The sequence below is a fragment of the Rhodoferax sp. genome (assembly GCF_028714215.1).
GTDB lineage: Bacteria > Pseudomonadota > Gammaproteobacteria > Burkholderiales > Burkholderiaceae_C > Rhodoferax.
The window spans coordinates 59,360-84,995 of record NZ_JAQTMS010000010.1 but is presented as its reverse complement, the minus strand read 5'-3'; the positions used below and the strand labels follow the sequence as shown (position 1 = coordinate 84,995).

The window sequence follows — 25,636 nt, the reverse complement described above, 5'->3', positions numbered from 1 at the left end:
TCAGTAGCCGCTGAGGCTCAGAGACCAGGGGGTTTTCTGCCAGGCCAGCACCTCCTCGCGCAGCAAGTGGGCCGATTGGGGAAAGGTCTGCGCCCAGCCGGCGCGCCAACCCAGGTGGAAGCTGTGGCTGTTCTCCGTCGCCCGGGTCAATGTCAGGCCTTTCAGGTCCGGGTCGCGCCGGGCGTGGCACAAAATGACGGCCAGGCGCAGGCAGAGCAACTGCTGTACGAAGGTTTCGTCTTCGAAGTCGGCCTCCAGCTTGCGCAGTTTTCCGCGATGCCCCAACACCAGCTGGCTGAGCTTGTGCAGTTCGGACAGGGCAAAACCCAGGGCATCCGAATTGTCCAGAATGTAGGCGCCGTGCTTGTGGTAGTCGCTGTGCGAGATCTGGCTACCGATTTCATGCAACTGGGCGGCCCAGGCCAATTTTCGGCTCAGGCGTTGCTCCTCCGCTGGGTCCTGCGGCGCTGCCTGGGGGTGCAATTGGGCAAACAAATGGAGCGCTACTTTTCCGACGCGCAGGCCATGAACCTCATCGGTGCCGAATTTGCTTGCCAGCCGTTGCACCGATTTGGCACGCACATCGGTCTGGTCCGACGTGTTGCCGGCCAGGTCAAACAGAACCCCATGGCGCAGGCCGCCGGTTGCCAGCTGCATCCGATCGATCTGGAGCAATTCGAAAACCGCCCGCAGAATGCTCAAGCCGCCGCCAATAATGGGCCGCCGGTCTTCTTTCAAGCCGGCCAGACGGATCCGGTCCGCGCTTTGCGCGGCGATCAGTTTGTCCTGCAACCAGTCCAGACCCTCCAGCGTGACGACGCCGGCGGGCCAGCCGGCGGCCAGCAACACGTCACCGACCGCGCCCACCGTGCCGGCCGAGCCATAAGCCACTTCCCAGTCGGCGCGCCGGTAGGCATTGAGGGCTTCGTCCAGCACCGCCTTGGCCGCAATGCCGGCCATTTGAAACGCGTGTCTGGAAAACTGCTGGTTCGGAAAATAGCGCGTCGACCAGGCCACGCTGCCGACCCGGTAGGACTCCATCAGCCGGGGCTTGAAGCCCTGGCCCAGAATCAGTTCGGTGGAGCGGCCGCCGATGTCGATCACCAGGCGGCGCTCGCCGCCCTGCGGCAGCGCATGGGCCACCCCCTGGTAGATCAGGCGGGCTTCCTCCCGGCCCGAGATGACGTCGATCGGGAAGCCCAGCACGGCATTGGCGGGCAGCAGGAATTCGTCGCGGTTGTGCGCCTCGCGCAGGGTCTGGGTGGCCACGGCACGCACGGCGGCGCTGTCGAAGCCGGCCAGACGTTCGCCAAAACGGGCCAGACAATCCCAGCCCCGCTGCATTGCCTCCGGTGTCAGGTTGCGCTCGCCATCCAGGCCGCTACCTTGGCGGACGGTTTCCTTCAAATACTCGGTGCGGTAATACTGGTCGTGCTCGATACGTCCAATTTCGAGGCGAAAGCTGTTCGACCCCAAATCCACCGCGGCCAGGCGTGTTCCTTCTTGCATCAGCTATGGTTTCCTGTGTTTCAGCGCTCAGCATAGCATTGGGACTGCGCCCGTCACCGGCGATCATGCTGCGACCCACCCTCTGGCGGTGTTACTTTTTGTGCGGCGGCAGCAGCACGCTGTCGATGACGTGAACGACGCCGTTGCCGGCCTGGCCATCGGCGCTCTGGACCACCGCTTGTTCAACCGTGACAAAGTCGCCGGCCCTGGCCAGCGCCACCGGGGCGCCGTTCAAGGTCTTGACGGACGAGTTTTTGATGTCTGCCGCTGCCAGTTTTCCGGGCACAAGGTGATAGCTGAGCACGCTTTTCAGCTTGTCGGGGTGCTGGGTCAGGTCGTCCATGGTTTTGGCCGGCAGCGCCTTGAACGCGTCGTTGCTGGGCGCAAAGACCGTGAACGGACCGGCGCCCTGCAGGGTGGCCGACAGGCCGGCCTGCGCCAGCAAGCCGTTGAACGTGCTCAGCGATGGGTTCTTGGCAATGCTGTCGGCGACCGAGACCGGGGTGGCCACAGAGGCGCAGCCGGTCACGGCGACGGCGATCAGGGCAAGGCTGAAAAAGCGGCGGTTGAACATGCAAGGTACTCCTGAAAAATGAAGACCCAAGCGTAGTGTTGCCGTGTGACAGCTTTGTGACGATGGGATGACTTTGTGCGCACTCCTTGCGAGCCGGGACAGCGCGGCATCGACGCCGCCTGATTCGCGCCAGAAACTGATAAATGTCACATTACTGTCACACAAGCTACTTATATTTGCCAGCTAGCAGCCAAAGTCCTCTCTTGTTCAACTCAAAAGGTATCGCGATGAAAACCAGTTTCAAAATCTCCTTGATCAGCATGGCGGGCGCCCTGGCCATGTGCTACGCCAGTCTGTCCAGCGCGCAGGAAATTACCGGCGCCGGCGCCAGCTTCCCGGCTCCCGTCTATGCCAAATGGGCCGCCGACTACAACAAGGCGACCGGCGTCAAGATCAACTACCAATCGGTCGGCTCCGGTGCCGGCATCAAGCAGATCGACTCCAAAACCGTTGATTTCGGTGCCTCGGACATGCCGCAAACGGACGATGTGTTGGCCAAGAAAGGACAGTTCCAGTTTCCCACCGTGATCGGCGGCACCGTGCCGGTGATCAACGTCAAGGGTATTGCACCGGGCCAAATGAAGCTCGACGGCCAGGTGCTGGGCGATATCTACCTGGGCAAGATCACCAAATGGAACGACGCCGCCATCAAGGCGTTGAACCCCAGCCTGGCCTTGCCGGATGTCGCCATTGCCCCGGTGCGCCGCGCCGATGGCTCCGGTACCACCTTCAATTTCACCAACTACCTGAGCCGTGTCCATCCCGAGTGGAAGACCAAGGTCGGCGAGGGCACGGCCGTCAACTGGCCCTTGGGCGCGGGCGGCAAGGGCAATGAAGGCGTGGCGGCATTTGTCGCTCGTCTGCCCAACTCCATTGGCTACGTCGAGTACTCGTATGCCAAGCAAAACAAGATGACTTACACCTTGATGAAGAACCACGACGGCGTATTTGTGGCGCCTAACGAGGAGACCTTCAAGGCCGCCGCGGCCGGTGCCAACTGGAACCAGTCGTTCTACCAGCTCATCACCGACCAGCCCGGCAAGAATGCCTGGCCGATTTCGACCGCCACTTTCATCCTGATGCACCTGAAGCAGGACAAGCCGGCCAATGCCACTGAGACCTTCAAGTTTTTCGGCTGGGCTTTCAAGAACGGCGGCAAGATTGCTTCTGATCTGGACTACGTCGCCATGCCCGACAGCGTTGTCGTGGCGATTGAAAAAGCCTGGGGCCAGGTCAAGGATGCGGCCGGCAAGCCGGTGGCTCTGAAGTAAGCGGTTGCTGAAGCAGCGGGCCTTTTTCCAGGGAGAGCAAGCACGTGTCAACTACACTTCCGGTCAATCAGTTGCCTGTCAACCCTTCTGCAAGATCCTCCGGACGTGTCATGACCAATCCTCCCCCGGCAAAGTCGGCCCGTTCCGGCCCCCTGGCGGACCGTCTCTTTGGCTGGTTGGCCAAAGGCGCGGCCTGCCTGACCCTGGGCCTGCTGGCGGCCATTCTGCTGTCGCTGACCATCAGTGCCTGGCCGGCCATCAGCAAGTACGGTCTTGGCTTTCTCGCCAGCACCACCTGGGATCCGGTGAAGGAGGAGTTCGGCGGGCTGGTCATGATCTACGGCACCTTGATGACCTCGCTGATCGCCTTGCTGATCGCCGTGCCGGTGAGTTTTGGCATTGCGCTGTTCCTGACCGAGCTTTCTCCGGCCTGGCTGAAACGCCCGCTGGGCACCGCCATCGAGCTGCTGGCGGCGATTCCCTCCATTGTTTACGGCATGTGGGGCTTGCTGGTGTTCGGTCCGCTGCTGGCCACTTATGTTCAGCAGCCCTTGCAGGCCTTGTTTGCCGGCGTGCCGGTGCTGGGCGCTTTCGTTTCCGGTCCGCCGGTGGGCATCGGCATTCTGTCGGCCGGCATCATTCTGGCGATCATGATCATCCCGTTCATTGCGGCGGTCATGCGCGATGTGTTCGAGGTCACGCCGACCCTGCTCAAGGAATCGGCTTACGGGCTGGGCGCCACCACCTGGGAGGTGGTCTCGACGGTGGTCCTGCCCTATACCAAGGCCGGGGTCGTCGGCGGCATCATGCTGGGCCTGGGGCGCGCCATCGGAGAAACCATGGCGGTGACCTTCGTCATCGGCAACTTCAACCAGCTTGACTCCCTGAGCCTGTTCCAGGCCGCCAACAGCATCACCTCGGCACTGGCCAACGAGTTTGCGGAAGCCGGCGAGGGCCTGCACCAGGCCTCCCTGATGTACCTCGGCCTGGTGCTGTTCTTCATCACTTTCGTGGTCTTGACGCTGTCCAAGATACTGCTCTCGCAGCTCAGGAAGAACGAAGGAACCAAGACATGAGCGCCGCGCCGGGCCGTCCCCAAGCAAGCTCGCACCGCAGTGCGCAGCACGAAGGTACTCCAGTGAGCACCGCTGAGCTGCTGTTGCGCGCCGCCGCGCTGGAACAGATGCGCCAGGCGCGCTATGCGCAGCGCAAGCTGGTGAACCAGGTGGCGTTGGCGCTGTCGCTGGCGGCGATGGCGTTCGGCTTGTTCTGGCTGTTCTGGATCCTGATTGAAACCTTCCGGCTGGGCGTCAGCGGATTGTCGCTGGCCACCCTGACCCAGATGACACCGCCGCCGAATGACGCGGGCGGACTGGCGAACGCCATCTACGGCTCGTTCCTGATGGTTTTGCTGGCCACTTTTGTCGGCACGCCGATCGGCATCATGGCCGGCATTTACCTGGCCGAGTTCGACAGCAAGGGCTGGCTCGCCGAAACCACGCGTTTCGTCAACGACATCCTGCTGTCGGCGCCCAGCATCGTGATCGGGTTGTTCGTCTACGCCGTGGTGGTGACGCGTTTCAAGTCGTTCTCCGGCTATGCCGGCGTCATGGCGCTGGCCTTGATCGTCATTCCGGTGGTCATTCGCACCACCGAGAACATGCTGCAACTGGTGCCGGCCGGTTTGCGCGAGGCCGCTTATGCGCTGGGGGCGCCGAAATGGAAAGTCATTGTCAGCATCACCTTGAAGGCGGCGCGGGCCGGCGTCGTGACGGGTATTTTGCTGGCGGTGGCGCGGATTGCGGGTGAAACCGCGCCGCTGCTGTTCACGGCGCTGAGCAATCAGTTCTGGACTTCGAGCTTGAGCGAGCCGATGGCGAGTCTGCCGGTCACCATCTTCAAGTTCGCCATGAGTCCCTATGAGAACTGGCAAAAGCTGGCCTGGGCCGGTGTCTTCATCATCACGATCGCGGTGCTGGGCCTGAACATTCTGGCCCGGGTTTTAACCCGCAGCAGGACCTGAGTCGGTCGCTGCCAAAACCACAGGAATAGGCTGAACATGAATACTGCCATTGCCAGGCCGGAAACGCCCAAGATTTCTGTCCGGAATCTGGATTTCTATTACGGCAAGTTTCACGCGCTCAAGGGTATCAATCTGGAAATCCCGGAAAACAAGGTGACGGCTTTCATTGGTCCGTCCGGTTGCGGCAAATCGACCCTGCTGCGCGTTTTCAATCGCATGTTCGAGTTGTACCCGGAGCAGCGCGCCGAGGGCGAAATCATGCTCGATGGCGAAAATTTATTGACCAGCAAGAAGGACGTGGCCCTGTTGCGCGCCAAGGTCGGCATGGTGTTCCAGAAGCCGACGCCGTTTCCGATGTCGATCTTCGACAACATCGCCTTTGGCGTGAAACTGTTCGAGTCGCTGCACACCACCGACATGGAAGAGCGCGTCGAGTGGGCCTTGCGCAAGGCGGCCCTGTGGACCGAGGTCAAGGACAAATTGAGCCAGAGTGGCGCCAGCCTCTCGGGCGGGCAGCAGCAACGGCTGTGCATTGCGCGCGGCATTGCGATCAAGCCGGAAGTCTTGTTGCTGGACGAACCCTGCTCGGCGCTGGACCCGATCTCGACCGCCAAGATCGAGGAGTTGATCACCGAGCTCAAGAGCGACTACACGGTGGTGATCGTGACGCACAACATGCAACAGGCGGCGCGCTGCAGCGATTACACCGCCTACATGTACCTGGGCGACCTGATCGAGTTTGGTTCCACCGAGCAGATGTTTTTCAAGCCCACGCGCAAGGAAACGGAAGATTACATAACGGGCAGGTTCGGATGAACCTGAAACCTTGTGGGACAGACCGCAGTTACCAAGTCAGAAACCTTGCGGGACAGACCGCAGCTACGCGTAGCGAGCAAGCTCTGTCCCCAACCGGTTGTCAGATGTTGGATGTCGGCAAGCTCTGTCCCCAACCGATTAAAGTATTTAGGAGCACACATGCCTGAAAAACATCTCTCCACGCAGTTCGACAGCGAACTCAGTGCCGTCTCGACCCGGGTCATGGAACTGGGCGGTCTGGTCGAGTCGCAGATCCAGCAGGCGATCTATGCCTTGTCGCAGTTCAGTGTCGAGGTCGCCAATCAGGTGATCGCCACCGAGTCGCGCGTCAACGCCATGGAGGTCGATATCGACCGCGAACTGTCCAGCATCATTGCGCGGCGCCAGCCCACGGCGCGCGATTTGCGGCTGCTGATTGCGATCTCCAAAACCACCGCCAACCTGGAACGGGTCGGCGACGAGGCGGAAAAAATTGCCCGCATGGTGTGCTCCATCATTCAAAGCGGCTCGCCGCGTTCGCTGCCCGCGCTGGAACTCAGGGTGGCGGCCGACATGGCCTCCGGTTTGTTGCGCAAGGCGCTGGACGCCTTTGCCCGGCTCGATACCGCGGCAGCGGTGGCGATCCTGAAGGAAGACGATCTGATCGATCAGGAATTCAACGGTTTCGTGCGCAAGCTGATTACCTACATGATGGAAGACCCGCGCATGATTTCGCCCAGTCTGGATTTGCTGTTCCTGGCAAAAGCTATAGAGCGCATTGGCGACCATGCCAAGAACATTGCCGAGTTCATCATTTATGTGGTCAAGGGGGCGGACATCCGCCACACCTCGATGGAACAGATTGAATCGGTGCTGAAATGAGACATCAACCGGGCGTTTTGATTGTTGAAGACGAGCCGGCGATTGCCGAGCTGATTGCGGTCAACCTGCGGCACAACGGCTTTCGTCCGACCTGGGCCATGGACAGCGCCTCGGCGCAACGCGAGCTCGATGCGGTGCTGCCGGACGTTATTCTGCTGGACTGGATGTTGCCGGGCGAGAGCGGACTGTTGCTGGCCAAGCGCTGGCGCGGCAATCCGCGCACCAAGGCGGTTCCCATCATCATGCTGACGGCGCGCAGCGATGAAACCGACCGGGTGGCCGGTCTGGACGCCGGAGCCGACGACTACATCGTCAAGCCGTTTTCCACCAAGGAACTGCTGGCCCGGGTGCGGGCCGTGCTGCGCCGGCGCTCGCCCGAGCAGGTGGGGGGCACTGTTGCCATCGGTGCGCTGTCGCTCGATTCCTCAACTTACCGGGTCTCGTTCGAAGACCAGTTGCTCAAGCTCGGTCCGACCGAATTCAAGCTGCTGCACTACCTGATGAAACATGCCGAACGCGTGCACAGTCGCTCGCAGTTGCTGGACAAGGTCTGGGGCGACCATGTGTTCATCGAGGAGCGCACGGTGGATGTGCATGTCAAACGCCTGCGCGAGGCGCTGGGCGGCACCGCCGGTCAAATGATAGAGACCGTGCGCGGTGCCGGTTATCGACTGACGGCGCAAACCGCGTCCGCCGTCTCGGCACGGGCCGGCGTTTGATCTGAAGAGACCGGCGCAGTCCTGGCCGCCGTTCTGAACCAACCATGTTCTGGCGAATTTTTTCCTTCATCGCCTGTCAGCTTGCGGGAGGCGCGGCCGGTTGGCTGGCGGCCTCCGCCAGCCACAGCGCGACCAGTGAACTGGAAGGTCTGGCGGCCGGTCTGCTGCTGGCCGGCTTGAGCTGGTTCCTGATCGATCTGTCGCGTGCCGGGCGTCTGCTGCGCTGGCTGCGTGCCGATGAGTTTTCCAGCGCCGCGATGAGCACCGGCTTGTGGGGCGAGGTGTCGGACCGGGTGCGCCGTCTGATTCGGGTCCGGGAGCAGGCCGCATTGGAGAGCCAGCATCGCCTGCAGGATTTTTTGGCGGCCTTTCAGGCTTCGCCCAACGGCGTCGTGCTGCTCGATGCGCAGGGGCGGATCGAATGGTTCAACTCGATGGCGGCATCGCATTTTGGTCTGGATGCCCAGCGCGACATGCTCCAGCACATCGGCAACCTGGTGCGCGACCCCGCCTTTGCCAGTTATTTTTCCGGTCACGATTACCAGAGTGAAGTCCTGATGCCGGGGCGCGAGAACTCGCCGACCCGGCCGGTCCGGCTGTCGGTGCACCTGCATCCCTATGGCGCGGGCCGATTGCTGCTGCTGTCCCGCGACGTCACCGCGCTGGAGCAGGCGGAGGCCATGCGCCGTGATTTCATCGCCAATGTGTCGCATGAAATCCGCACGCCATTGACGGTGCTGACCGGTTTTGTCGAAACCCTGCAGAGCTGTCCCCTGGACGAGTCGGAGCGCGAGCGTTATCTGGCCTTGATGGCGCAGCAGGCCGAACGGATGCAGACCCTGGTCAGCGACCTGTTGACCTTGTCGCGCCTGGAAGGCAGTCCGCCGCCGGGTGACTCGGATTGGGTCTCGGTGGCGGCGTTGACGGCGCAACTGGAGCAGGATGGACGGGCCCTGTCTGCCGTGCTGAGCCCGGCCTCGGAGCCGGTCCACCGGCTGCTGTTCGAGGCTCCGCCGGCGCTCCAGATTGCCGGCGCGCCGACCGAATTGGCCAGCGCCATGAGCAACCTGGTGGGCAATGCCATTCGCTATACGCCAGCCGGCGGGGAAATCGGCGTGCGCACCGTGTTGCTGCCCGATGGTCGGGCCGAGTTTTCGGTGTCCGACACCGGCCCCGGCATTGCACCGGAACATTTGCCGCGCCTGACGGAACGGTTTTACCGGGTTGACCACAGCCGCTCGCGCGATACCGGCGGCACCGGTCTGGGTCTGGCGATCGTCAAGCACGTGCTGCAGCGCCACGGCGCCCAGCTGAGAATTGAAAGCAAACCCGGCGTGGGTTCCACTTTCATCATCACTTTCCCGGCCGGTCGCGTCCGGGCCCAGCCGGACAGAGCTTAGCGCGGCGTTGCCGCCACGCGCTGAAAGATCAGCACCGTCTCATCTCTGTCGGTTGGGTGCTGGGCGCTGCCGCGCAAGCGCCAGTTGGCCGGGTCAACCACTTCCGGCAGCGTTGGCAGGGCGTCCTGGCTGACGATCAACCAAGGGCAACTGGCGGCCGCTGTGGCCGGCTTGAGTGTCAAGTGGCCATGGAATTGAAAAGCGGCGATCTGGCCGCGGCTCAGGCCGTGCGTCTCGGCGCAGCCCGGTGCTTGCAGCAGCACCATGGCGCGGCGCACCAGCGGGGCATAGCTGCGCGCGAAATCGAGCAGCGGAAGCCACAAGGTCATCAGCAGCACAAAGCACAGTACCGCCCCGCCGGCCGGCAGGACCAGACTTTTCCAGATCGCGGCGCGGTGCCGGCCGACGCGCCATTTCACCAGCCAGGCCCAGGCCAGCGTCGCGGCCGTGGCCAGCACAAAGGGGAACAGGGAGAAGCTGGGTTGAAACCCCGGCGCCAGCCGTGCCACGTTGGCGGCGGGTTGACTGGGCACCCCGGTCTGCATGGCGATCCAGACCACCCAGATGGTAAAAGCGCAGCCCGAGAAAAAGAGCAGCGTGAACCAGTCGATCAGCGCGGCAACGCTGCGCTTGAGGGTCGGCAAGGCAAACGCCGCCAGGGCCGCCAGGGCCGGCAGGGCCAGCAACAAGGAGCGGTCGGCCGACGCGGTGCTGAAGGTGGCTGCCAGTGCCACGCCGGTAAACCACAAGGGCAAGGTCAGATGGCGGCTCGGCGTGGCGCTTTGAACCAGTTGATGACGCCAGCGCCACAGCGTCCACAGCGCCAGCGGCCAGGCCGGCCAGGTGAACCACAGCAGCAAACGCCCCAGGCTGCGCCACTCGGCCCAACTCGCCTGCGGCAACTCGATGCGCCAGCGCCACAAATCCAGCGCGCTCGCCAGCAGGACCACCAGCGCGCTCAAGAGCGCGATGCTGGCGCCCGCGCGCAAGCTCTTGTTGCGCGCCGCAGCCGGCGCCGGGGCGCGCTCCAGCAGGTAAATCGCGGCGCTGCCGCCGCCCAGCAAGGCGGCAATGGTCGGCGCGCCGGACAAGGCCAGTCCGGTCAGGCCCAGCGCGGCGCTCACCAGGGGTAGCAGGGCGCGATGGGGCAAGGCCGTGAAGCCGAAAAAGGTCAGGGCGACAAAACAGAGTTGGGCCTGCGCCGGCGTGGTTTCGTGCGACAGCTGAGCCAAGCCAAGACAGGCAATCAAGGCCAGCAAGCTGCCGTCGGCCATGGCGCGTGCATAGTCAGGCGGCAAGGCCTCGCCGCCAAAGGCAAACGCCACAGGTTGTGCCGCCGGGCTGCGCGCCAGGTAGTAGCTGGCGTACCAGGTGGCAACCAGGGTCAGCGTCAGCAGCAAACCAAAAGGGATGCGCGCCGCAAAATCAGGCGTTATCCAGCCCGGTGCCAGGCGCATGGCCCAGCCACCCAGCCAATAGGGCAGCAGCGCGTCGACGTCGGGCGGCAGGTCCAGCAGTCGTGGCGAGAGCCATTCGGTGGCACCACGGGCCATCTGGGCCATGTAGCCAAAGGCCGTCATGTCGGCGCTCTTCCAGGGCGCGCGGCCGACAAAGCCGGGCAGCACGTAGGCGATGCACAGCAGCAGCAGCGCGCTACGCGGCAAGCGGCGCACGGCGCCCTGGGCGACGATGGCGGGGGTCGGTTGATTCACGCGGCAATACTAAGGCAAGTTGGAAGGCAAAAACCGATTTTCGTCAGCGCCTGGCGGCACTCGCGTTGGCGCCGCGTTGCAGCCTGCCATGACGGACAAATAAAAAAGGCAGCGCGGTGACCCGGGCTGCCTTTGACAAGAAGCGTTTGCCAGTTTACTTGGCTGCGGTCTTGCCGAAACGGTTGCGGAAGCGCTCGACGCGGCCACCCATGTTGTCCACCGATTTCTGGGTACCGGTGTAGAAAGGATGCGACTCGCTGGAGGTATCGAGTTTGTAGAGCGGCAGTTCGCGGCCATCTTCCATCTTGATCATCTCTTTGGCCGCCGCGCAGGAGCGGGTCACGAATTTGAAGCCATTGGACGAGTCCAGGAAACAAACATCGCGGTAATTGGGGTGAATGCCTTCTTTCATATCTTCTCCATCAGTTGCGCTAGCCGCGACAGGCCCTTGAGCAAACCATTGCGCAATTCAAAGCCCGCCGTACTTGTCGCGTAAAACCATAAATTATACCTTGGCTTGTCATTGCGGACTTGATCCGCAATCCATGGATCCCGGGTCGAGCCCGGGATGACAAGGCTTGTTAGCCGCCGCGGCGCATCATATCGAAGAACTCGCTGTTGTTCTTGGTGGCGCGCATCTGCTTGAGCACCATCTCCATCGACTCGACCTCATCCATGTTGTAGAGGAACTGGCGCAGGATGCGCGTTTTTTGCAGGATTTCCGGTGCCAACAACAACTCTTCGCGCCGTGTGCCGCTGCGGTTGAGCTGGATCGACGGGAATACGCGTTTCTCGTACAGCCGGCGGTCCAGATGGATTTCACTGTTGCCGGTACCCTTGAACTCTTCAAAAATAACCTCGTCCATGCGGCTGCCGGTGTCAATCAGTGCGGTGGCAATGATGGTCAATGAGCCGCCTTCCTCCACATTGCGGGCCGCGCCCAGGAAACGTTTGGGGCGCTGCAGCGCGTTGGCATCGACGCCGCCGGTCAGCACCTTGCCGCTGGAGGGCACGACGTTGTTGTAGGCACGTGCCAGCCGCGTGATCGAGTCGAGCAGGATGACCACGTCTTTTTTCAGCTCGACCAGACGCTTGGCGCGCTCGATCACCATCTCGGCCACGTGCACATGGCGGGCCGCCGGTTCGTCGAAGGTGGAGGCTATCACCTCACCCTTCACGGTGCGCTGCATTTCGGTCACTTCCTCGGGGCGCTCGTCGACCAGCAGCACCATCATGTGGATCTCTGGATAGTTGGCGCTGATGGCATGGGCGATGTGCTGCATCATCACCGTCTTGCCGCTCTTGGGTGGCGCCACCAGCAGTGCGCGTTGGCCCTTGCCAATGGGGGCGATGATGTCGATGATGCGCCCGGTGATGTTCTCATCACTCTTGATGTCCTGCTCCAGCTTCATCTGCACCTTGGGGAACAGTGGCGTCAGATTCTCGAACATCACCTTGTGCTTGTTCTCTTCCGGACCGCCACCGTTGACCTTGTCCAGCTTGTTCAGGGCAAAGTAGCGTTCACCGTCTTTCGGCGTGCGCACCTCGCCTTCGATCATGTCGCCGGTGTGCAGATTGAAGCGGCGTACCTGGCTGGGGCTGATGTAGATATCGTCGGTCGAGGCGGTGTAGCTGGTGTCCGGGCTGCGCAGAAAACCGAAGCCGTCGGGCAAAATTTCCAGCACGCCGTCGGCGATGATCTGCTCGCCGGTGCGGGCGCGCTTCTTGATGATGGCGAACATCAGCTCCTGCTTGCGCATGCGGCCGGTGTTTTCAATCTCAAGCTCCTCGGCTTGCTTGAGGACTTCCGACACGTGCAGTGCCTTGAGTTCGTTTAAGTGCATGGAGTGGCTAACTAGGAAGTTGAACGGAACGTGGGGGAGGTAAGGGTGAGGCGGGACCGTTGCCACAACCTCGGAGTTTTGAACCGGAAACTCGAACCAACTCAAGGGGAGTTGGTGAACTGGCGTGATTATGACAGGAAAATCTGGAGAAATCCGATACCGGGGAAACGCCAACATGGTTCACGCCGTTGGCACTGCGGTCCCGGATCGGAGCCTGCCCCGGGCTTGATCCGGGGGCGGGGTTCCAGCACCTGCCATCCAATGCTTGCGCGGCAGGGATGCCGGGTCAGGCCCGGCATGACAAAGTTGTGCCGATGGCGCTGTTTGCAGTCACGCCAGTTGTTGATCGATAAAGGCGATCATCTGGGCCTTGCTCATGGCTCCGACCTTGGTGGCCGCCAACTGGCCGTCCTTGAACAACATCAGCGTGGGAATGCCGCGAATACCGAATTTGGCCGGGATGTCGCGGTTTTCGTCCACGTTCATTTTGGCGATTTGCAGCTTGCCCTCGTAGCTGGCCGACAAGTCGTCCAGCAGGGGGGCAATCATTTTGCACGGACCGCACCATTCGGCCCAGTAGTCCACCAGCACCGGCACGGAGGATTGCATGACATCGGCCTCGAAGGAAGCGTCGGAGACATGTTTGATAAGTTCGCTGGCCATGGTATTTCCTTTTAAAAAATGTTGAGGGCAGAACCGCTTGTCACAGCAATACCGGGTTTGTCCGGGAAAGTTCTAGTGGTGTGATCGGTAACAGGTAAAGTGGGGAAATTGTGACAGAAACCAAGCCCCAGCTTCGATAGACAATCGCCTATGGCCGAGATAGTGAAAAAACATCATGTGACCGCGGCCTGGGACGGCGTCATGGGTCAGGTTCGTGCCCAAATGGCGCAGCGCAAGGTGGAGCCGTCGCGCACGCTGCTGCTGTTGCCGTATGTGCAACTCATGCCGGAAGCGCGCAACGCCTGGCTGCGCGGCTGCGACGGCGCGCAGCCGCAGGCACACTTTCTGCCCCGCTTCGAGACCAGCATCAGCTGGGCTCGCGGCTTGGGCGGTTTTGCGCCCGCTGGCGACGATTTGCGGCTGGACGCCGCGCGCGACCTGCTGACCGCTACATCGCTGCTGTCGCGCAGCGGGCTGGCGGCGCAGCAGAATGTGCTTGCCGCGCGTTTGCTGGAAGCGGCCTGGAGCCTGGCCCGCAGCGCCGCCGCCCAGCCACCCGCGGTGCGCCTGCAGTGGGGCAGCGGCTTGGCCGGCGCGCTGGTGGCCGGCATGGATTCCCCACTGTTGGCCCTGGAAGCAGCGATTGCCCGCATCGCGTTGGCGTGGGCCGCCAGTTCGAGTTACCCGACCGATACGGTTTTTTCCGCGACGCCGGACTTGCTGGTGTTGCTGCAAGGTTTTCAGACCGAACCGCTGGCACTGGCCTTGCAGCAGGCGCTGGGCAACCGGGTCGTCACGGTGCCCCTGGCGCTGGCGCCAGGGCCTGACGCAGACGCCGGCGTCCCGCTGTTGCACGCCGCTGCCGACGGGGAAGACGAGGCGCAGCGCGCCGCCGCGTGCGTGTTGGCGCATCTGGCGCAGGGCCGCAGTCCGGTCGCCCTGGTGGCGCAGGATCGGCTGCTGACGCGCCGGGTGCACGCCATGCTGGCCCAGCGCGGCGTGGCCTTGCGCGACGAGACCGGCTGGACGCTGTCCACCACGCGGGCCGCCGCTGCCGTGCTGAGCCTGCTGCGGGCGCAAGTGTGGGATGCGACGACCGATGTGGTGCTGGACTGGCTGAAAAATGCGCCGGCGTTTGACCCGCAGGCCGTGACGCAGGCGGAGATCGCCTGGCGCCGCATGGGTCTGCGCGACTGGCGCGCGGTGCCGCTCGACAACGCCCTGGCGCAGCAGGTGCAGTCACTGCGCGAGACCTTGCAGTCGGCCCGGCCGCTGACGCGCTGGCTGGCCGATTTGCGCCATGCCCTGGACAGCGCGGGGCAGTGGTCCGGTCTGGCGCAGGATCCGGCCGGCCAGAGGGTGCTGGCCGCCCTGCGTCTGCGCGAGGGCGCTGAAATCGAATTTGCGGATGTTGCCGCGCGCATGAGCCAGCGCGAGTTCACGGCCTGGGTCAGCCAGACGTTGGAGAGCCTGAATTTTTCACTGCCGCAACCCGTCCCGCCGCAAGTCGTGATCCTGCCTTTGAGTCAACTGCTGGGTCGTTCCGTGGCGGCGGTGGTGCTGCCGGGCTGCGACGAGGTTCGACTGCCGGTGTCGCCCGAGCCGGCTGGCCCCTGGACCCCGGCCCAGCGTGCCTTGCTGGGCCTGCCGGCACGCGAACAACTGGCCGCCGCGGCGCGTGCCGGCTGGTGTTACGCCTTGCAGTTTCCGCAGGTCGACCTGTTGTGGCGTCAGAGTGAAGGCGGCGAGCATTTGATGGCCAGCGGCTTCGTGCAGGCGTTGCGGCTGCGGCAAGCGCTGGCGCTGGCGCCCGACCCCAGCGCCTTGCGCGCGCTCAGTCCGCAGCCCTGTGCCATGCCGGCGCCCAGCGGTGACGCCCTGCCGCTGAAGCGGCTCTCCAGCACCGCCTATGAAGACCTGCGGCGCTGCCCATACCGCTTTTTTGCGCTGCGCCAGTTGAAATTGCAGGAGTCGGATGAGCTCGACGTCGCGCTGGACAAACGGGATTTCGGCAATTGGCTGCACCACGTGTTGAAGCTTTTTCATGAAGCCTTGCAAGCCGCGCCGGCGTCCGGATTGCCGGCGCGCAGCGCCCTGCTTGATGCCGCCGCCCAGCAGGCCACGGCCGAGCTGGCTTTGTCTCAGAGCGAATTTCTGCCCTTCGCCGCGACCTGGCCGCGGGTGCGCGCGGGTTACCTGCAATGGCTGACCGACCACGAAGCCGGCGGCGCCCGCTTCCAGCAGGCCGAAGCCTGGAAAGAAATGCCGCTGGGCCACCTGACCCTGGTCGGCAAGATTGATCGCATAGACCGGCTGGCGGATGGCAGCGCGCTGGTCATCGATTACAAAACCGAGGTCCGCAACAACACTGCCCAGCGCATCAAGGACGCGCTGGAGGACACCCAGCTGGCCTTTTATGCCGCCCTGCTGAGCGACGACACGCTGGCCGCGGCGTACCTGAATGTGGGTGAAAAAGAGGGCAGCAAATACTATCCGCAAGCCGATATTGTGGGCTTGCGCGACCAACTGCTGGAGGGCATTGCCTCCGACATGGCGCGTATCTCGGAGGGACATCCCATGGCGGCGCTGGGTGAAGGCAAAGCCTGCGAGTTTTGCGCGGCGCGGGGTTTGTGCCGGAAGGATTTTTGGGAATGAAAGCTGCCTACGAACACAACGGTCAGCCGGTCAGCGCCGAGGCCTTCTACGCCGTCGCCTGTGACCCGCGTCGCAGCGTCGCGGTGGAAGCCTGCGCCGGTGCCGGCAAGACCTGGATGCTGGTGTCGCGCATCGTGCGGGCCTTGCTGGACGGTGTCGATCCGCAAAGCGGGCAACTGCGGGTGCAGCCGCACGAGATATTGGCCATTACCTTCACCAAGAAGGCGGCCAGCGAGATGCGCGAGCGGCTGTACCAGTGGCTGGCCCAATTTGCCGCTGCCGATGCACAGACCCTGATCAAGGAACTGCGCGATCGCGGTGTCGCCATGCAGGACGGTGGACCGCCATCCGCCGAGCTGGCGCGGCAGTTGTCGACGCTGTATGAAAAAATCCTGGCCAGCGGACGCCAGGTGCAGGTGCGCACTTTCCACAGCTGGTTTGCCGCCTTGCTGCGCAGCGCCCCGTTGGCTGCATTGCAGCAAATGGAACTGCCGGCCAGCTACGAACTGCTGGAGGACGACGCACCGGCCAAGGCGCTGGTGTGGCGCCGGTTTTATGCGCTGCTGACGGAGGATGCCCAGCAGCAGGCCGACTATGAGGCGGTCGTTTTCGAGCATGGCCGCGCGCAGACCGAAAAAGCCTTGCAGACGGCGCTCGACAAGCGCACCGAGTTTGCCCTGGCCGATGGGCATGGCGTGGTCGCCCAGTCGGTGCTGGCGTTCGACGAGCAGTACCCCGACTTCGCCGCCCTGCAGCAGCCGGATGACTTTCTGCGCGCCCAGCCGCAGCGCTGGCAAACGCTGCTGGCTGCCGCCCAGGCGCTGGCGCGCGCCGGCGCCAAGACGTTTGCCGCGAAAGGGCTGGAACTTGAAACAGCACTCGCCAACGGCGACCTGCCGGCGGCATTCGATGCCTTGTTGACGAAGGAAGGCGCGCCGCGCAAGTTCGGCGAGAAGATTGCCGGCATCGAACTGGTGCGCGCGGCGCAAGACCTGCTGCTGCGGGTGCAGGCGGCCCGGGCGCAACAGGCCGCCTGGCTGTACCAGCAACGCATGGCGCGGCTCAGCCGCGTGTTGCTCAAGGAGTTTGCCGCGCTCAAATTCGAGCGCGGCTGGATCGACATGAATGATGTCGAGCGCGCCGCGCTGCTGATGCTGGGCGACCCGGTGCTTTCGGGCTGGGTTCAGGAGCGTCTGGATGCCCGCATCAAGCACTTGCTGATCGACGAGTTTCAGGACACCAACCCGCTGCAATGGCAGGCGCTGCGCTCCTGGCTCAGCGGCTACGCGGGCGCCGGCGCCACGGCTCCCAGTGTCTTCCTGGTGGGCGACCCGAAGCAAAGCATTTACCGTTTCCGGCGCGCCGAACCGCAGGTGTTCAAGGCCGCGCAAGCTTTTGTGCGCCAGGCTTTGAATGGTGATCTGCTCAGTTGCGACCACACCCGGCGCAACGCCCGCGCGGTGCTGGCGACCGTCAATGCGGCCATGCTGGAGGCGGCGCAGGCCGACGGCTATGACGGTTTTCGTGTCCACACCACCAGTTCCCCGGAACAGGGTGCGGTGTGCAAGCTGCCGCCCATTGCGCGACCCGCGCGCCAGGCTAATGTGTCTGGGACTGAAGCCGATACCGTCGCCTGGCGCGACAGCCTGGGCACCCCGCGTGAACTGCCGGAAGAGACCTTGCGCACGCTGGAGGCGCGTCAGGCGGCGCGCTGGATCGCGCAGCAACTCCTACGTTTCCAACCGTCCGACATCATGGTGCTGGCGCGCAAACGGGCCGCTCTGCTGCCTTTGCAGGACGAGTTGCGCAAGCTGCACATGGCGGCGCAGATCGGCGAGAAAACCGACCTGATCGAATGCTGCGAAGTGCAGGACCTGGTGGCGCTGTTCGATTCCCTGGTGTCGCCGCAGCATGACCTGTCGCTGGCGCGGGTGCTCAAGTCGCCCCTGTTCGGCCTGCCGGACCAGGCCCTGGTGCAACTGGCACTGGCGCAAGTTGAACCTGGTCTGCCGTGGTTCGAATTGCTGGAAAAAGCGCCACTGGTGACGCCGGATGGCCGCAGTGTGCTGAATTGTTTGCGGCGCTGGAAGGCCTGGCTGGACCAGCTGCCGCCGCACGATGCGCTGCAAGCCATTTACACCGATGGCGATGTGCAGGCACGCTTTGCGGCGGCGGCCCCCGCCAACCAGCGCGACTCGGTGCTGGCCAATCTGCGGACCTTGCTGGGGGTGTCGCTGCAATTGGGCGGTGGCCGCTACGCCACCCCTTACGCCTTGGTCCGGGCCCTCAAAGCCGGTGGCGTGCTGGCACCGGCGGCGGTCAACCCGGATGCCGTGCGGCTGCTGACCATCCACGGCGCCAAGGGTCTGGAAGCAGCGGTCGTGTTGCTGCTCGATACCGATAGCCCGCAGCGCAATGCCGAGTCCATGGGGGTGCTGGTGAACTGGCCGGGCGCGGCAGCCTGGCCGGAAAAGTTTGTCTTTCTGGCCAGCGAGAGCCAGCCTCCCGCCTGCGCCGTGCCGACGCTGGAGGCCGAGCGTCTGGAACGCGGGCGCGAAGAACTCAACGCCTTGTACGTGGCCTTGACGCGAGCCCGCCAGACACTGGCGATTTCCAGCATGGAGCCGTACCGGGCGGCCGAGCGCAGCTGGTGGCAACGTCTGTCCCCTCTGGCAACCGAGGCCAGCCTGGATGCGCCGGCCGCCGCGTTTGCGACAGGCGCCGCAGCGGGTGCCGACCCGGTTTTCCATATCAAGGAGTTGCCGTCGGTTGCGGCGGAGTACGCCGCGAAAGCCGAGACGCCAGCCGCTCCGGGCGACGCGGATGCGCCGGATTCGGCGTCGGTGCGCATCGGCAAGGCGATGCACCGCCTGCTGGAATGGGGCGCTGTCTCGGCCGACAATACCAGTGCCGCGGCGCGTGAATTCGAGTTGACGCCAGCGCAGGGGACGCAGGCGGCGGCGATGGCGCAACGCATCTTGCAAGGCGCAGGCGCCTGGGCTTGGGACCCTGGTGTGCTGGGCTGGCAGGGCAACGAGGTCGAGTTGCAGTACCAGGGCCAGACGCTGCGGCTGGACCGCCTGGTGCAGCGCAAGGACGGCACGCATGCGGGGCATTGGTGGGTGCTCGACTACAAGTCGGCCGAGTCGCCACAAGAGCAACCCGAGCTGGTGGCGCAACTGTGTCATTACCGCGCGGCGGTGCAGTCGATGTACCCGGATGCAGTGGTCAAGGCCGCGTTTTTGAGCGCCCCGGGCGCCTTGCTGGAACTTGAGGACGGTTCATGAAAAAAGTGATGGTGGTGGGTGGCGGCCCGGCCGGACTGATGGCCGCCGAAGTGTTATCCGGCGCTGGCGTGGCAGTGCATCTGTACGACGCCATGCCCTCGGTCGGACGCAAGTTTTTGCTGGCCGGCAAGGGCGGGCTGAATCTGACGCACTCGGAGCCGTTCGAGGGCTTTGCCTCCCGCTACGGCGCGCGCCGCGCCCAGGTCGAGGCCTTGCTGCGCGACTTTGGCCCGACGCAGGTACGGGCCTGGGCCAAGGAACTGGGGGTCGAGACTTTTGTCGGCACCTCGGGCCGGGTGTTCCCGGTCGACATGAAGGCCGCCCCTCTGCTGCGCGCCTGGCTGCACCGGCTGCGCCATCCGCCGGACGGGCCGGGCGTGCAGTTCCACATGCGCCATCGCTGGACCGGCGGCAGCGCCGGGCGGTCCGAAGACATACCAGCCCTTACCCTTGCCTTCGACAACCCGCAAGGCCAGGTGCAGGCGCGCTCCGACGCGGTGGTGCTGGCCCTGGGCGGCGGCAGTTGGGCGCGATTGGGCTCCGATGGCGCCTGGCTGCCCTGGCTGCAAGCGCTGGGCGTGGCAGTGGCGCCGCTGCTGCCGGCCAACTGCGGTTTTGACGTGCAGGGTGGCTGGAGCGCCTATTTCAGCAGCCGTTTTGCCGGCCAGCCCTTCAAATCGGTGGCCCTGTCCTTTACCACGTCGCAAGGCGTCAGGTTTGCGCGCAAAGGCGAATTTGTGGCCACCGCCACGGGTGTCGAGGGCAGCCTGATTTACGCGGCGGCGAGCTTGCTGCGCGATCAGATCATGGCGCTGGGCACGGCCACCTTTGATCTCGATCTGTTGCCCGATCTGAGCCCTGAGCGGGTGCTGGCCGAGGTGCGCCACCCACGCGGTTCGCGCTCGCTCTCCAGCCACCTCAAGAGCCGCCTGGGTATCGAAGGCATCAAGGCCGCCCTGCTGCATGAACGCTTGACGAAGGACCAACTGCACGACCCGGCTCAACTGGCCGCTGCCCTCAAGGCCTTGCCCATCACGCTGGCGGCCGTGCGCCCGCTCGACGAAGCCATCAGCAGCGCCGGCGGCGTGCGCTTTGAGGCCCTGAACCAGGACCTGATGTTGACGCAGTGGCCGGGCGTGTTTTGCGCCGGCGAGATGCTGGATTGGGAGGCTCCCACCGGGGGCTATCTGCTAACCGCTTGTCTGGCCAGCGGCCGGCGTGCCGGGCAGGGGGTGCTGGCTTACCTGGGCGCCATGCCAACCTAGCCGCTGCTGAGTTCACGCAATAGCCAGGCCTTGCGCAAGCCCTTTTTGAGCAGCAAACTGGTCAGCGTGGCGGTCCTGACCTGACTCAGGATTTCGACAAACTTGAAAAAGTTCACGATTTCATTGAACCGACGGCAACAAGTGATGGACTCACAAAGGTGGGTCCGGATGCGCGTCCCGCTGAGCTGAACCGCAAAGAAGGTTTGGTCTTGGCCCTTTCCCACCCCATAGGAGCAGTGAAATGAAACAAGCACAGAAAATGCGAGCCATGACGTTGTTTTCACCCGCAGTCGTGGCACTGGCGCTCATGTGCGGCGGCTCAGTGGCGTTGGCGGGTAATCAGGTAGCTGGAGTTACGGCGCTGGTCGCTGACATGGGCATACCGATAGGCCTTGAGGGCGATTCTGGCAACATCAAAGTCAACACCAAGACCGACGCCAGTGGGGGTTTCAGCTTCTCTGGATTGAAACCCGGAAAATACAAACTCAACATCCCCGGCCAGTCCCTCCAGACGATCATCATTGGCAAGGATGGCCGCTTGAATGGTCGGGTTCAGAGTAAGGACGTCAAAGGCACTGTCGCGCCCTCAAAGTCCACCATACCTGTTGCCGGAGTTCATACCATCGAAGGGATTGAAACAGAGTCCGACGTAGTGAAAGCCAAGGACGGCGAAGACGGGGTTAACCGCACTCGTCCCGGAAACCATAAGCCTTGAAGGACGAGTTTAATCAAGGGTTCGTCTAACACCTCGGTGTGACCGCTGAAAATAATGGTGAAGTCAAATTTGATGGAGTTTGTCTTTGTACTGGTGATTGTTCTTGTATGCGGTGCAGCGACGGCGGTACTTTCAAAAAGCGTGATTGAACTGAAACTCCATGGAGTCAAGTCGGCAGGTCAGGTCATCGCTTCAGGATCAAGGAGTGTGAAAGTCGAATACAAGGACGCGTCTGGCAAGACGTATAAAACGTCGGGCGCGCCATTGATGTTCGGAGATTTTAAGCATGGTGACGTGGTGGAGGTTCTGTATCTCACGGGTCATCCTGAGGAAGGCCGCCTGAATACCTGGGAAGAGCTGTACATGATGCCTGTCGTTTTCGGGTTGTTCTTTCTCGCTTTTTTCAGTTTGTTCAGATTACTGCTGATCAAGAAGATTTCATTCTGAGCATTTGAGACCAGTGAGGTCGCTTGAATCGTGATCAGCATCGTAACCGGGGACACGAAATGAAAAAATTGATACTCGCGCTGTATTTATTCATCATTGCAACTTGTACAAATTGCTTTGCCGATACGATATTTGGAAGCGGCAAGAACTACAAAGTGAAATTATCAAATTTGATTTGGAGTAAGACCATCGAAGGCGTGGGTGATGTCTACCTGAAAGGCAATAACATTATTTACGGCAGCAATCACTATTCAAAATTTACTGAAATTTCTTCTGAAAACGGCGATATTTTGAATGTGCTGAATCCGTATACGGTCGCGGAAGAAAAAAAGCCATTGCTTATCAATGGCACAACAGTCTACAAGGATGGATACAGATTGACTCGCGTTGTAACCAACAGTCAAAAATACGCTGATGTCAGCTTGAAAGCCATGGACAGGCGGTATCGTGGTGATAACGAAACCTATTATCTGATTGTCAAAACAAAGGACAGCAAAGAAATTTCTTTTTCATTGAGGCGCGGGCAGTTTGAATCCATTTCAGATATCACACACTTGAAAGACGGTAAATTCATCATCACTTTCAATGGCGAGGCGGGATACGACAAAAATCCTTACACCTGCCATATTGGACTGCTGGACCTGGACAAAATCATGAAATAGGCGGGGGACCGGTTGCGGGTTTCAGGCCGGCGTCACGCTTGGCGGCAGTGGGCAGTCGATGGCCATGCCGATGGTGCGTAGCAATTCGACTTCGGCCAGCAGCAACTTTCCGTCAACCAGCGCAGCTTCCACGCAAGCTGAAATCAGGTCTTGCTTCATGACTGGTGTCAGCTGGCGCAATCGGTCCAAGGCAGCGCTCATGGCATCGGCTGCGAAAGGCGCGCTGGGTGGCATGCCGGGCTCAAAACCGATGCGCGTCGCCCCGCGTGCAAACGCGGCCTTCTGTGCTGCCGGGTCGGCGTCGCCAGCGCGAGCCAGGGTGACGAGCAACAGCAGCACTTCGGCCTTCACGGTATTGAGGTTACCCTGACGTACACGCTTGCCGCCAGACGCCTTGCCTGACAACTGGCGCTTGAGAATGGTGACAACGACGAACTCGGCCAGCGTTACCTCTTGGTCGGCCTTCGCGCATTGGTCTACGGCGCTGAGTAAGGCCTTGCGCTCCGACGGACTCATCTGGCGCAATGCCGGTGTTGCCAGGGCCAGCACGGGTAGGCGGCCGGCGGGGCCGAGTTCCTGCAGACTTTTGGCAAGCTCGTCAAGAGTCGGTGTCATGGCGCCATCGCCAGTGGCGCCAAAAGCGCTTGTCTGCGTTGCGCGAAGCTTGGCATCGCTTGAGAGAAGCAGCGCATAAACGGCGGCGCGCGCACCCTGGGCTGAGTTGAGCGCTTGGCGCAACGCCTGGGGCATGGCGTCCAGCATCCGCGTCGCTTGCTCCACGTGCAGCGGCGTGACGCTGAAGTTGGCCACGGCGGCTTGCGGCACCGACCACGCTTGCCCCTCTTCCGGCGTCACGCCAACCCGCGGTTTTGCAGGCACTTCCGGTCCATGGCCGGTAATGCTTGCCAGCCGTTCATCGATCGAAGGATGGGTGGCGAACCAGTCCTTGAGAAGGGCCGACTTAATCGCCTGGCTGAAGAACATGTGGCTCAGTTCGCCGGCCAGGGCGTTGCTGACCAGCGAACCCTCGCCGCCGCGTATCTTCTCCAGGGCACTGATCAAACCGTCGGGATTGCGCGTGAATTGCACCGACGCAGCGTCGGCCAGGAACTCGCGCTGACGCGACACGGCGGCCCGGATCAGGCGACCGAAAAGCACTCCGATGGAGCCCACCACGATGATCAGCCCAGCCAAAACTAGCACGGTCTTGCCTCCCAGCATGGTGCCCATGGCGCCCACGTATAGCAAACCGGCCATGAGCAGCAAGAGGGGAGACCCGACGATGAAGAATACCGGTAACCAAATGACGGCTTTCCAGCCTTGCAGCCGTTTGTCAAATCCATCTTGAATCTTCGAGACGAAAAAGCTCATTGCGCCCAAAAGCGCGGCGGGTATCGCCAGCAACAAGACGATGACGCCTTTGGCCGTTGTGCCAATCGCCGCTAGGCCGGCTAGAACGCCGATCAGCCGGACGTTGAGCCGCATGTCGCCATTGAGAATGTGGCTGAACTCATGGCCGATGACGCCCTGCAACTCGTCGCGATTAAGTTGCGTGAGCATGCCTTGCGTCACCACGATGACGGCCTGGTTTGGGGAGTAGCCGGCAGCCAGGGCGTTGATGCTCTTTTCGGCGTCCATCACCCATACCGATGGCACCGCCACACCCGAGGCGATGGCCATCTCGTCCACCACGTTCAGGAAGCGTCGCTCTTCCATATTTTCGGCATGCCGCGGCAGCAGTCGGGCTCCGACAATTTTGGCAACCGCATCACCACCGCCGCGCAACTGGTATTCGCGCCACAGCGCGCAGACGATGATGGCGACGATGGTGGCACCAACCAGCAGGGGGTGAAACAGCCAAGGCAGGTTGTCATCTTCAAGGACCAGAGTGACACCCACCGTCACCAGCAAGTCCGTCACCGTGATCACGGCCATAACGGCGAGCAGCAAGAGCAAGACCAGGCGCCAGGTGTGCTGGCGCGCGTGATTCTGTTTGGCGAAGAAATCCATGCGAGGCGGCTGGCCGACGGGACTATCTGAACGAGACTTTGGGCGCCTGGCGCTCTTCGGCCGGATTTTCAAGCGCCAGCAATTCGGCGCGTGGGAAGCCGAAGGCGCCGGCGAAAACAAGGTCCGGGAAAGACTCGACGCAGGTGTTGAATTCCATGACCGAATCGTTGAACGCCTGGCGTGCGAAGGCGACCTTGTTCTCGGTGCTGCTGAGTTCTTCCGAGAGTTGCATCATGGTCTGATTCGCCTTCAGATCCGGGTGCGCTTCAGACAGCGCAAAAAGCTTGGAAAGGGCCCCCGAGAGACCCGCTTCGGCACTCGCCAGCCCCCGCATCGCCGCCGCTTCACCAGGAGCCTGAGCGGCCTTGCCGGCAGCGGTCAACGCGGTGTTACGCGCCACAATCAGGGCTTCGAGGGTTTCGCGCTCGTGGGCCATGTAGGCCCGGGCCGTTTCAACCAGATTGGGGATCAGGTCATAGCGGCGTTTGAGTTGCACATCGATCTGTGCAAAACCGTTTTTGTAACGGTTGCGCAGCGCCACCAGGCGGTTGTAGATTGATACAGCCCATGCCAATAAACCCACGACTACCACAGCACCGATGATGAATTCCATTTTGATTCACTTTCCTTGGTTGACGACACTTTGATCCGCTGGCTTAGGTTGCTTGTTCAGCACTTCCAGTACGCTGCCCATATCTTGCTTCTTGCGACCTGCCAGGTACTTGGCAAACTCTAATGCTGTCAGGTTATCGCTCGCCTTGCCGGGGTGCTTCAACCTGATATCTGGATCGGCACCATTTCGCAGCAAATGTTCAACCAAGACGGGTTCGTTTGCCAAGACGGCCCCTTGCAGCGGTGTAAATCCATTCCACGATTGGTTGACTTGCGCTCCCTTTTCAATGAATTTTCGGGATAACTCAAGTATGATTTTGTTTTGCTTTGAATCCCCGGACCCGTATCCGGCGACAATGAAATTGAGCGCTGGCATGCCATAGTGGGTGCTGGCATTGGGATCGAAATCACTGAGGTACAAATACATCTGCGCAATGCTGGCGGGGATTCCCGGAATCGCGTCGGTAGTGATTGCCAGGATAGGAACATCAATATCTTGTCGTAGGTTGTACCATGCCGCGGCCAGATAACCTGACACAAGCAGCAGGGGGATGGCTGCCAATATTGACTTGGTGTGTTTGGTCATTGGTG

The 25,636-nt window shown here is 62.2% G+C and carries 22 protein-coding genes; 13 read left to right on the top strand and 9 right to left on the bottom strand.

The annotated features are described in order from the left end of the window. Both PHS32_RS07040 and PHS32_RS07035 read right to left on the bottom strand, forming a co-directional pair. Nucleotides 1-1,509: a Ppx/GppA phosphatase family protein gene (locus tag PHS32_RS07040; protein ID WP_301078216.1), complete on the bottom strand. Its 1,509-nt coding sequence runs from the start codon at nt 1,507-1,509 to the stop codon at nt 1-3. A gap of 91 nt (nt 1,510-1,600) precedes the next feature. Further along, nucleotides 1,601-2,083, bottom strand: a complete 483-nt coding sequence (locus PHS32_RS07035) for a fasciclin domain-containing protein (protein ID WP_301078215.1) — start codon at nt 2,081-2,083, stop codon at nt 1,601-1,603. A gap of 227 nt (nt 2,084-2,310) precedes the next feature. Here PHS32_RS07035 and pstS point away from each other — a divergent pair, with 227 nt between their 5' ends. The 7 genes from pstS to phoR all read left to right on the top strand — a co-directional run bounded on the left by pstS (nt 2,311) and on the right by phoR (nt 9,173). Then, nucleotides 2,311-3,354: a phosphate ABC transporter substrate-binding protein PstS gene (gene pstS, locus PHS32_RS07030; protein ID WP_301078214.1), complete on the top strand. Its 1,044-nt coding sequence runs from the start codon at nt 2,311-2,313 to the stop codon at nt 3,352-3,354. Between the two features lie 110 nt (nt 3,355-3,464). Continuing rightward, nucleotides 3,465-4,430, top strand: coding sequence for a phosphate ABC transporter permease subunit PstC (gene pstC / locus PHS32_RS07025; RefSeq protein WP_301078213.1), 966 nt, complete (start codon nt 3,465-3,467; stop codon nt 4,428-4,430). Nucleotides 4,431-4,492: 62 nt separating this feature from the next. Continuing rightward, a complete protein-coding gene (pstA, locus tag PHS32_RS07020) occupies nt 4,493-5,377 on the top strand; it encodes a phosphate ABC transporter permease PstA (RefSeq protein ID WP_301078243.1) in 885 nt (294 codons plus the stop codon). A gap of 36 nt (nt 5,378-5,413) precedes the next feature. Beyond that, the gene (gene pstB, locus PHS32_RS07015; RefSeq protein WP_301078212.1) at nt 5,414-6,193 is read left to right on the top strand and encodes a phosphate ABC transporter ATP-binding protein PstB; all 780 of its coding nucleotides are present in this window, start codon (nt 5,414-5,416) and stop codon (nt 6,191-6,193) included. A 159-nt stretch (nt 6,194-6,352) separates the two neighbouring features. Further along, the gene (phoU, locus tag PHS32_RS07010; RefSeq protein ID WP_301078211.1) at nt 6,353-7,054 is read left to right on the top strand and encodes a phosphate signaling complex protein PhoU; all 702 of its coding nucleotides are present in this window, start codon (nt 6,353-6,355) and stop codon (nt 7,052-7,054) included. After that, complete coding sequence (phoB, locus tag PHS32_RS07005) at nt 7,051-7,773, top strand: phosphate regulon transcriptional regulator PhoB (protein WP_301078210.1); 723 nt, start codon at nt 7,051-7,053, stop codon at nt 7,771-7,773. The genes phoU and phoB overlap by 4 nt, the downstream gene beginning before the upstream one ends. 44 nt (nt 7,774-7,817) lie before the next feature. Further along, nucleotides 7,818-9,173: a phosphate regulon sensor histidine kinase PhoR gene (gene phoR, locus PHS32_RS07000; RefSeq protein ID WP_301078209.1), complete on the top strand. Its 1,356-nt coding sequence runs from the start codon at nt 7,818-7,820 to the stop codon at nt 9,171-9,173. On the opposite strand, the gene PHS32_RS06995 is transcribed toward phoR, so the two are convergent. The 4 genes from PHS32_RS06995 to trxA all read right to left on the bottom strand — a co-directional run bounded on the left by PHS32_RS06995 (nt 9,170) and on the right by trxA (nt 13,392). Continuing rightward, nucleotides 9,170-10,885 (bottom strand): hypothetical protein, encoded by a 1,716-nt coding sequence (locus PHS32_RS06995; protein WP_301078208.1) that lies wholly within the window; start codon nt 10,883-10,885, stop codon nt 9,170-9,172. The genes phoR and PHS32_RS06995 overlap by 4 nt on opposite strands. 154 nt (nt 10,886-11,039) lie before the next feature. Then, complete coding sequence (locus tag PHS32_RS06990; protein WP_301078207.1) at nt 11,040-11,297, bottom strand: type B 50S ribosomal protein L31; 258 nt, start codon at nt 11,295-11,297, stop codon at nt 11,040-11,042. 169 nt (nt 11,298-11,466) lie between these two features. Continuing rightward, a complete protein-coding gene (gene rho, locus PHS32_RS06985; RefSeq protein WP_301078206.1) occupies nt 11,467-12,729 on the bottom strand; it encodes a transcription termination factor Rho in 1,263 nt (420 codons plus the stop codon). 330 nt (nt 12,730-13,059) lie between these two features. Further along, the gene (gene trxA, locus PHS32_RS06980) at nt 13,060-13,392 is read right to left on the bottom strand and encodes a thioredoxin TrxA (protein WP_301078205.1); all 333 of its coding nucleotides are present in this window, start codon (nt 13,390-13,392) and stop codon (nt 13,060-13,062) included. A gap of 150 nt (nt 13,393-13,542) precedes the next feature. Here trxA and PHS32_RS06975 point away from each other — a divergent pair, with 150 nt between their 5' ends. The 6 genes from PHS32_RS06975 to PHS32_RS06950 all read left to right on the top strand — a co-directional run bounded on the left by PHS32_RS06975 (nt 13,543) and on the right by PHS32_RS06950 (nt 22,423). Then, nucleotides 13,543-16,047: a PD-(D/E)XK nuclease family protein gene (locus tag PHS32_RS06975; protein ID WP_301078204.1), complete on the top strand. Its 2,505-nt coding sequence runs from the start codon at nt 13,543-13,545 to the stop codon at nt 16,045-16,047. After that, nucleotides 16,044-19,334, top strand: a complete 3,291-nt coding sequence (locus PHS32_RS06970; protein ID WP_301078203.1) for a UvrD-helicase domain-containing protein — start codon at nt 16,044-16,046, stop codon at nt 19,332-19,334. The genes PHS32_RS06975 and PHS32_RS06970 overlap by 4 nt, the downstream gene beginning before the upstream one ends. Further along, nucleotides 19,331-20,599: a TIGR03862 family flavoprotein gene (locus PHS32_RS06965; RefSeq protein ID WP_301078202.1), complete on the top strand. Its 1,269-nt coding sequence runs from the start codon at nt 19,331-19,333 to the stop codon at nt 20,597-20,599. Before PHS32_RS06970 ends, PHS32_RS06965 begins: the two co-directional genes overlap by 4 nt. Before the next feature lie 241 nt (nt 20,600-20,840). Next, nucleotides 20,841-21,314 (top strand): hypothetical protein, encoded by a 474-nt coding sequence (locus PHS32_RS06960; RefSeq protein ID WP_301078201.1) that lies wholly within the window; start codon nt 20,841-20,843, stop codon nt 21,312-21,314. Nucleotides 21,315-21,386: 72 nt separating this feature from the next. Next, nucleotides 21,387-21,761 carry a DUF3592 domain-containing protein gene (locus PHS32_RS06955; RefSeq protein ID WP_301078200.1) on the top strand — a complete coding sequence of 125 codons (375 nt, stop codon included), beginning with the start codon at nt 21,387-21,389 and terminating at the stop codon, nt 21,759-21,761. A 59-nt stretch (nt 21,762-21,820) separates the two neighbouring features. Continuing rightward, on the top strand, nt 21,821-22,423 hold the full coding sequence (locus PHS32_RS06950) for a hypothetical protein (RefSeq protein WP_301078199.1): 603 nt from the start codon (nt 21,821-21,823) through the stop codon (nt 22,421-22,423). Nucleotides 22,424-22,444: 21 nt separating this feature from the next. Here PHS32_RS06950 and PHS32_RS06945 read toward each other — a convergent pair whose 3' ends face one another. The 3 genes from PHS32_RS06945 to PHS32_RS06935 are packed head-to-tail and all read right to left on the bottom strand — an operon-like array spanning nt 22,445 to nt 25,631. Continuing rightward, nucleotides 22,445-24,433: a M48 family metallopeptidase gene (locus PHS32_RS06945; RefSeq protein ID WP_301078198.1), complete on the bottom strand. Its 1,989-nt coding sequence runs from the start codon at nt 24,431-24,433 to the stop codon at nt 22,445-22,447. 22 nt (nt 24,434-24,455) lie between these two features. Further along, nucleotides 24,456-25,046 (bottom strand): LemA family protein, encoded by a 591-nt coding sequence (locus PHS32_RS06940; RefSeq protein ID WP_301078197.1) that lies wholly within the window; start codon nt 25,044-25,046, stop codon nt 24,456-24,458. Between the two features lie 6 nt (nt 25,047-25,052). Continuing rightward, nucleotides 25,053-25,631, bottom strand: a complete 579-nt coding sequence (locus PHS32_RS06935; protein ID WP_301078196.1) for a hypothetical protein — start codon at nt 25,629-25,631, stop codon at nt 25,053-25,055. Nucleotides 25,632-25,636 lie beyond the last annotated feature (5 nt).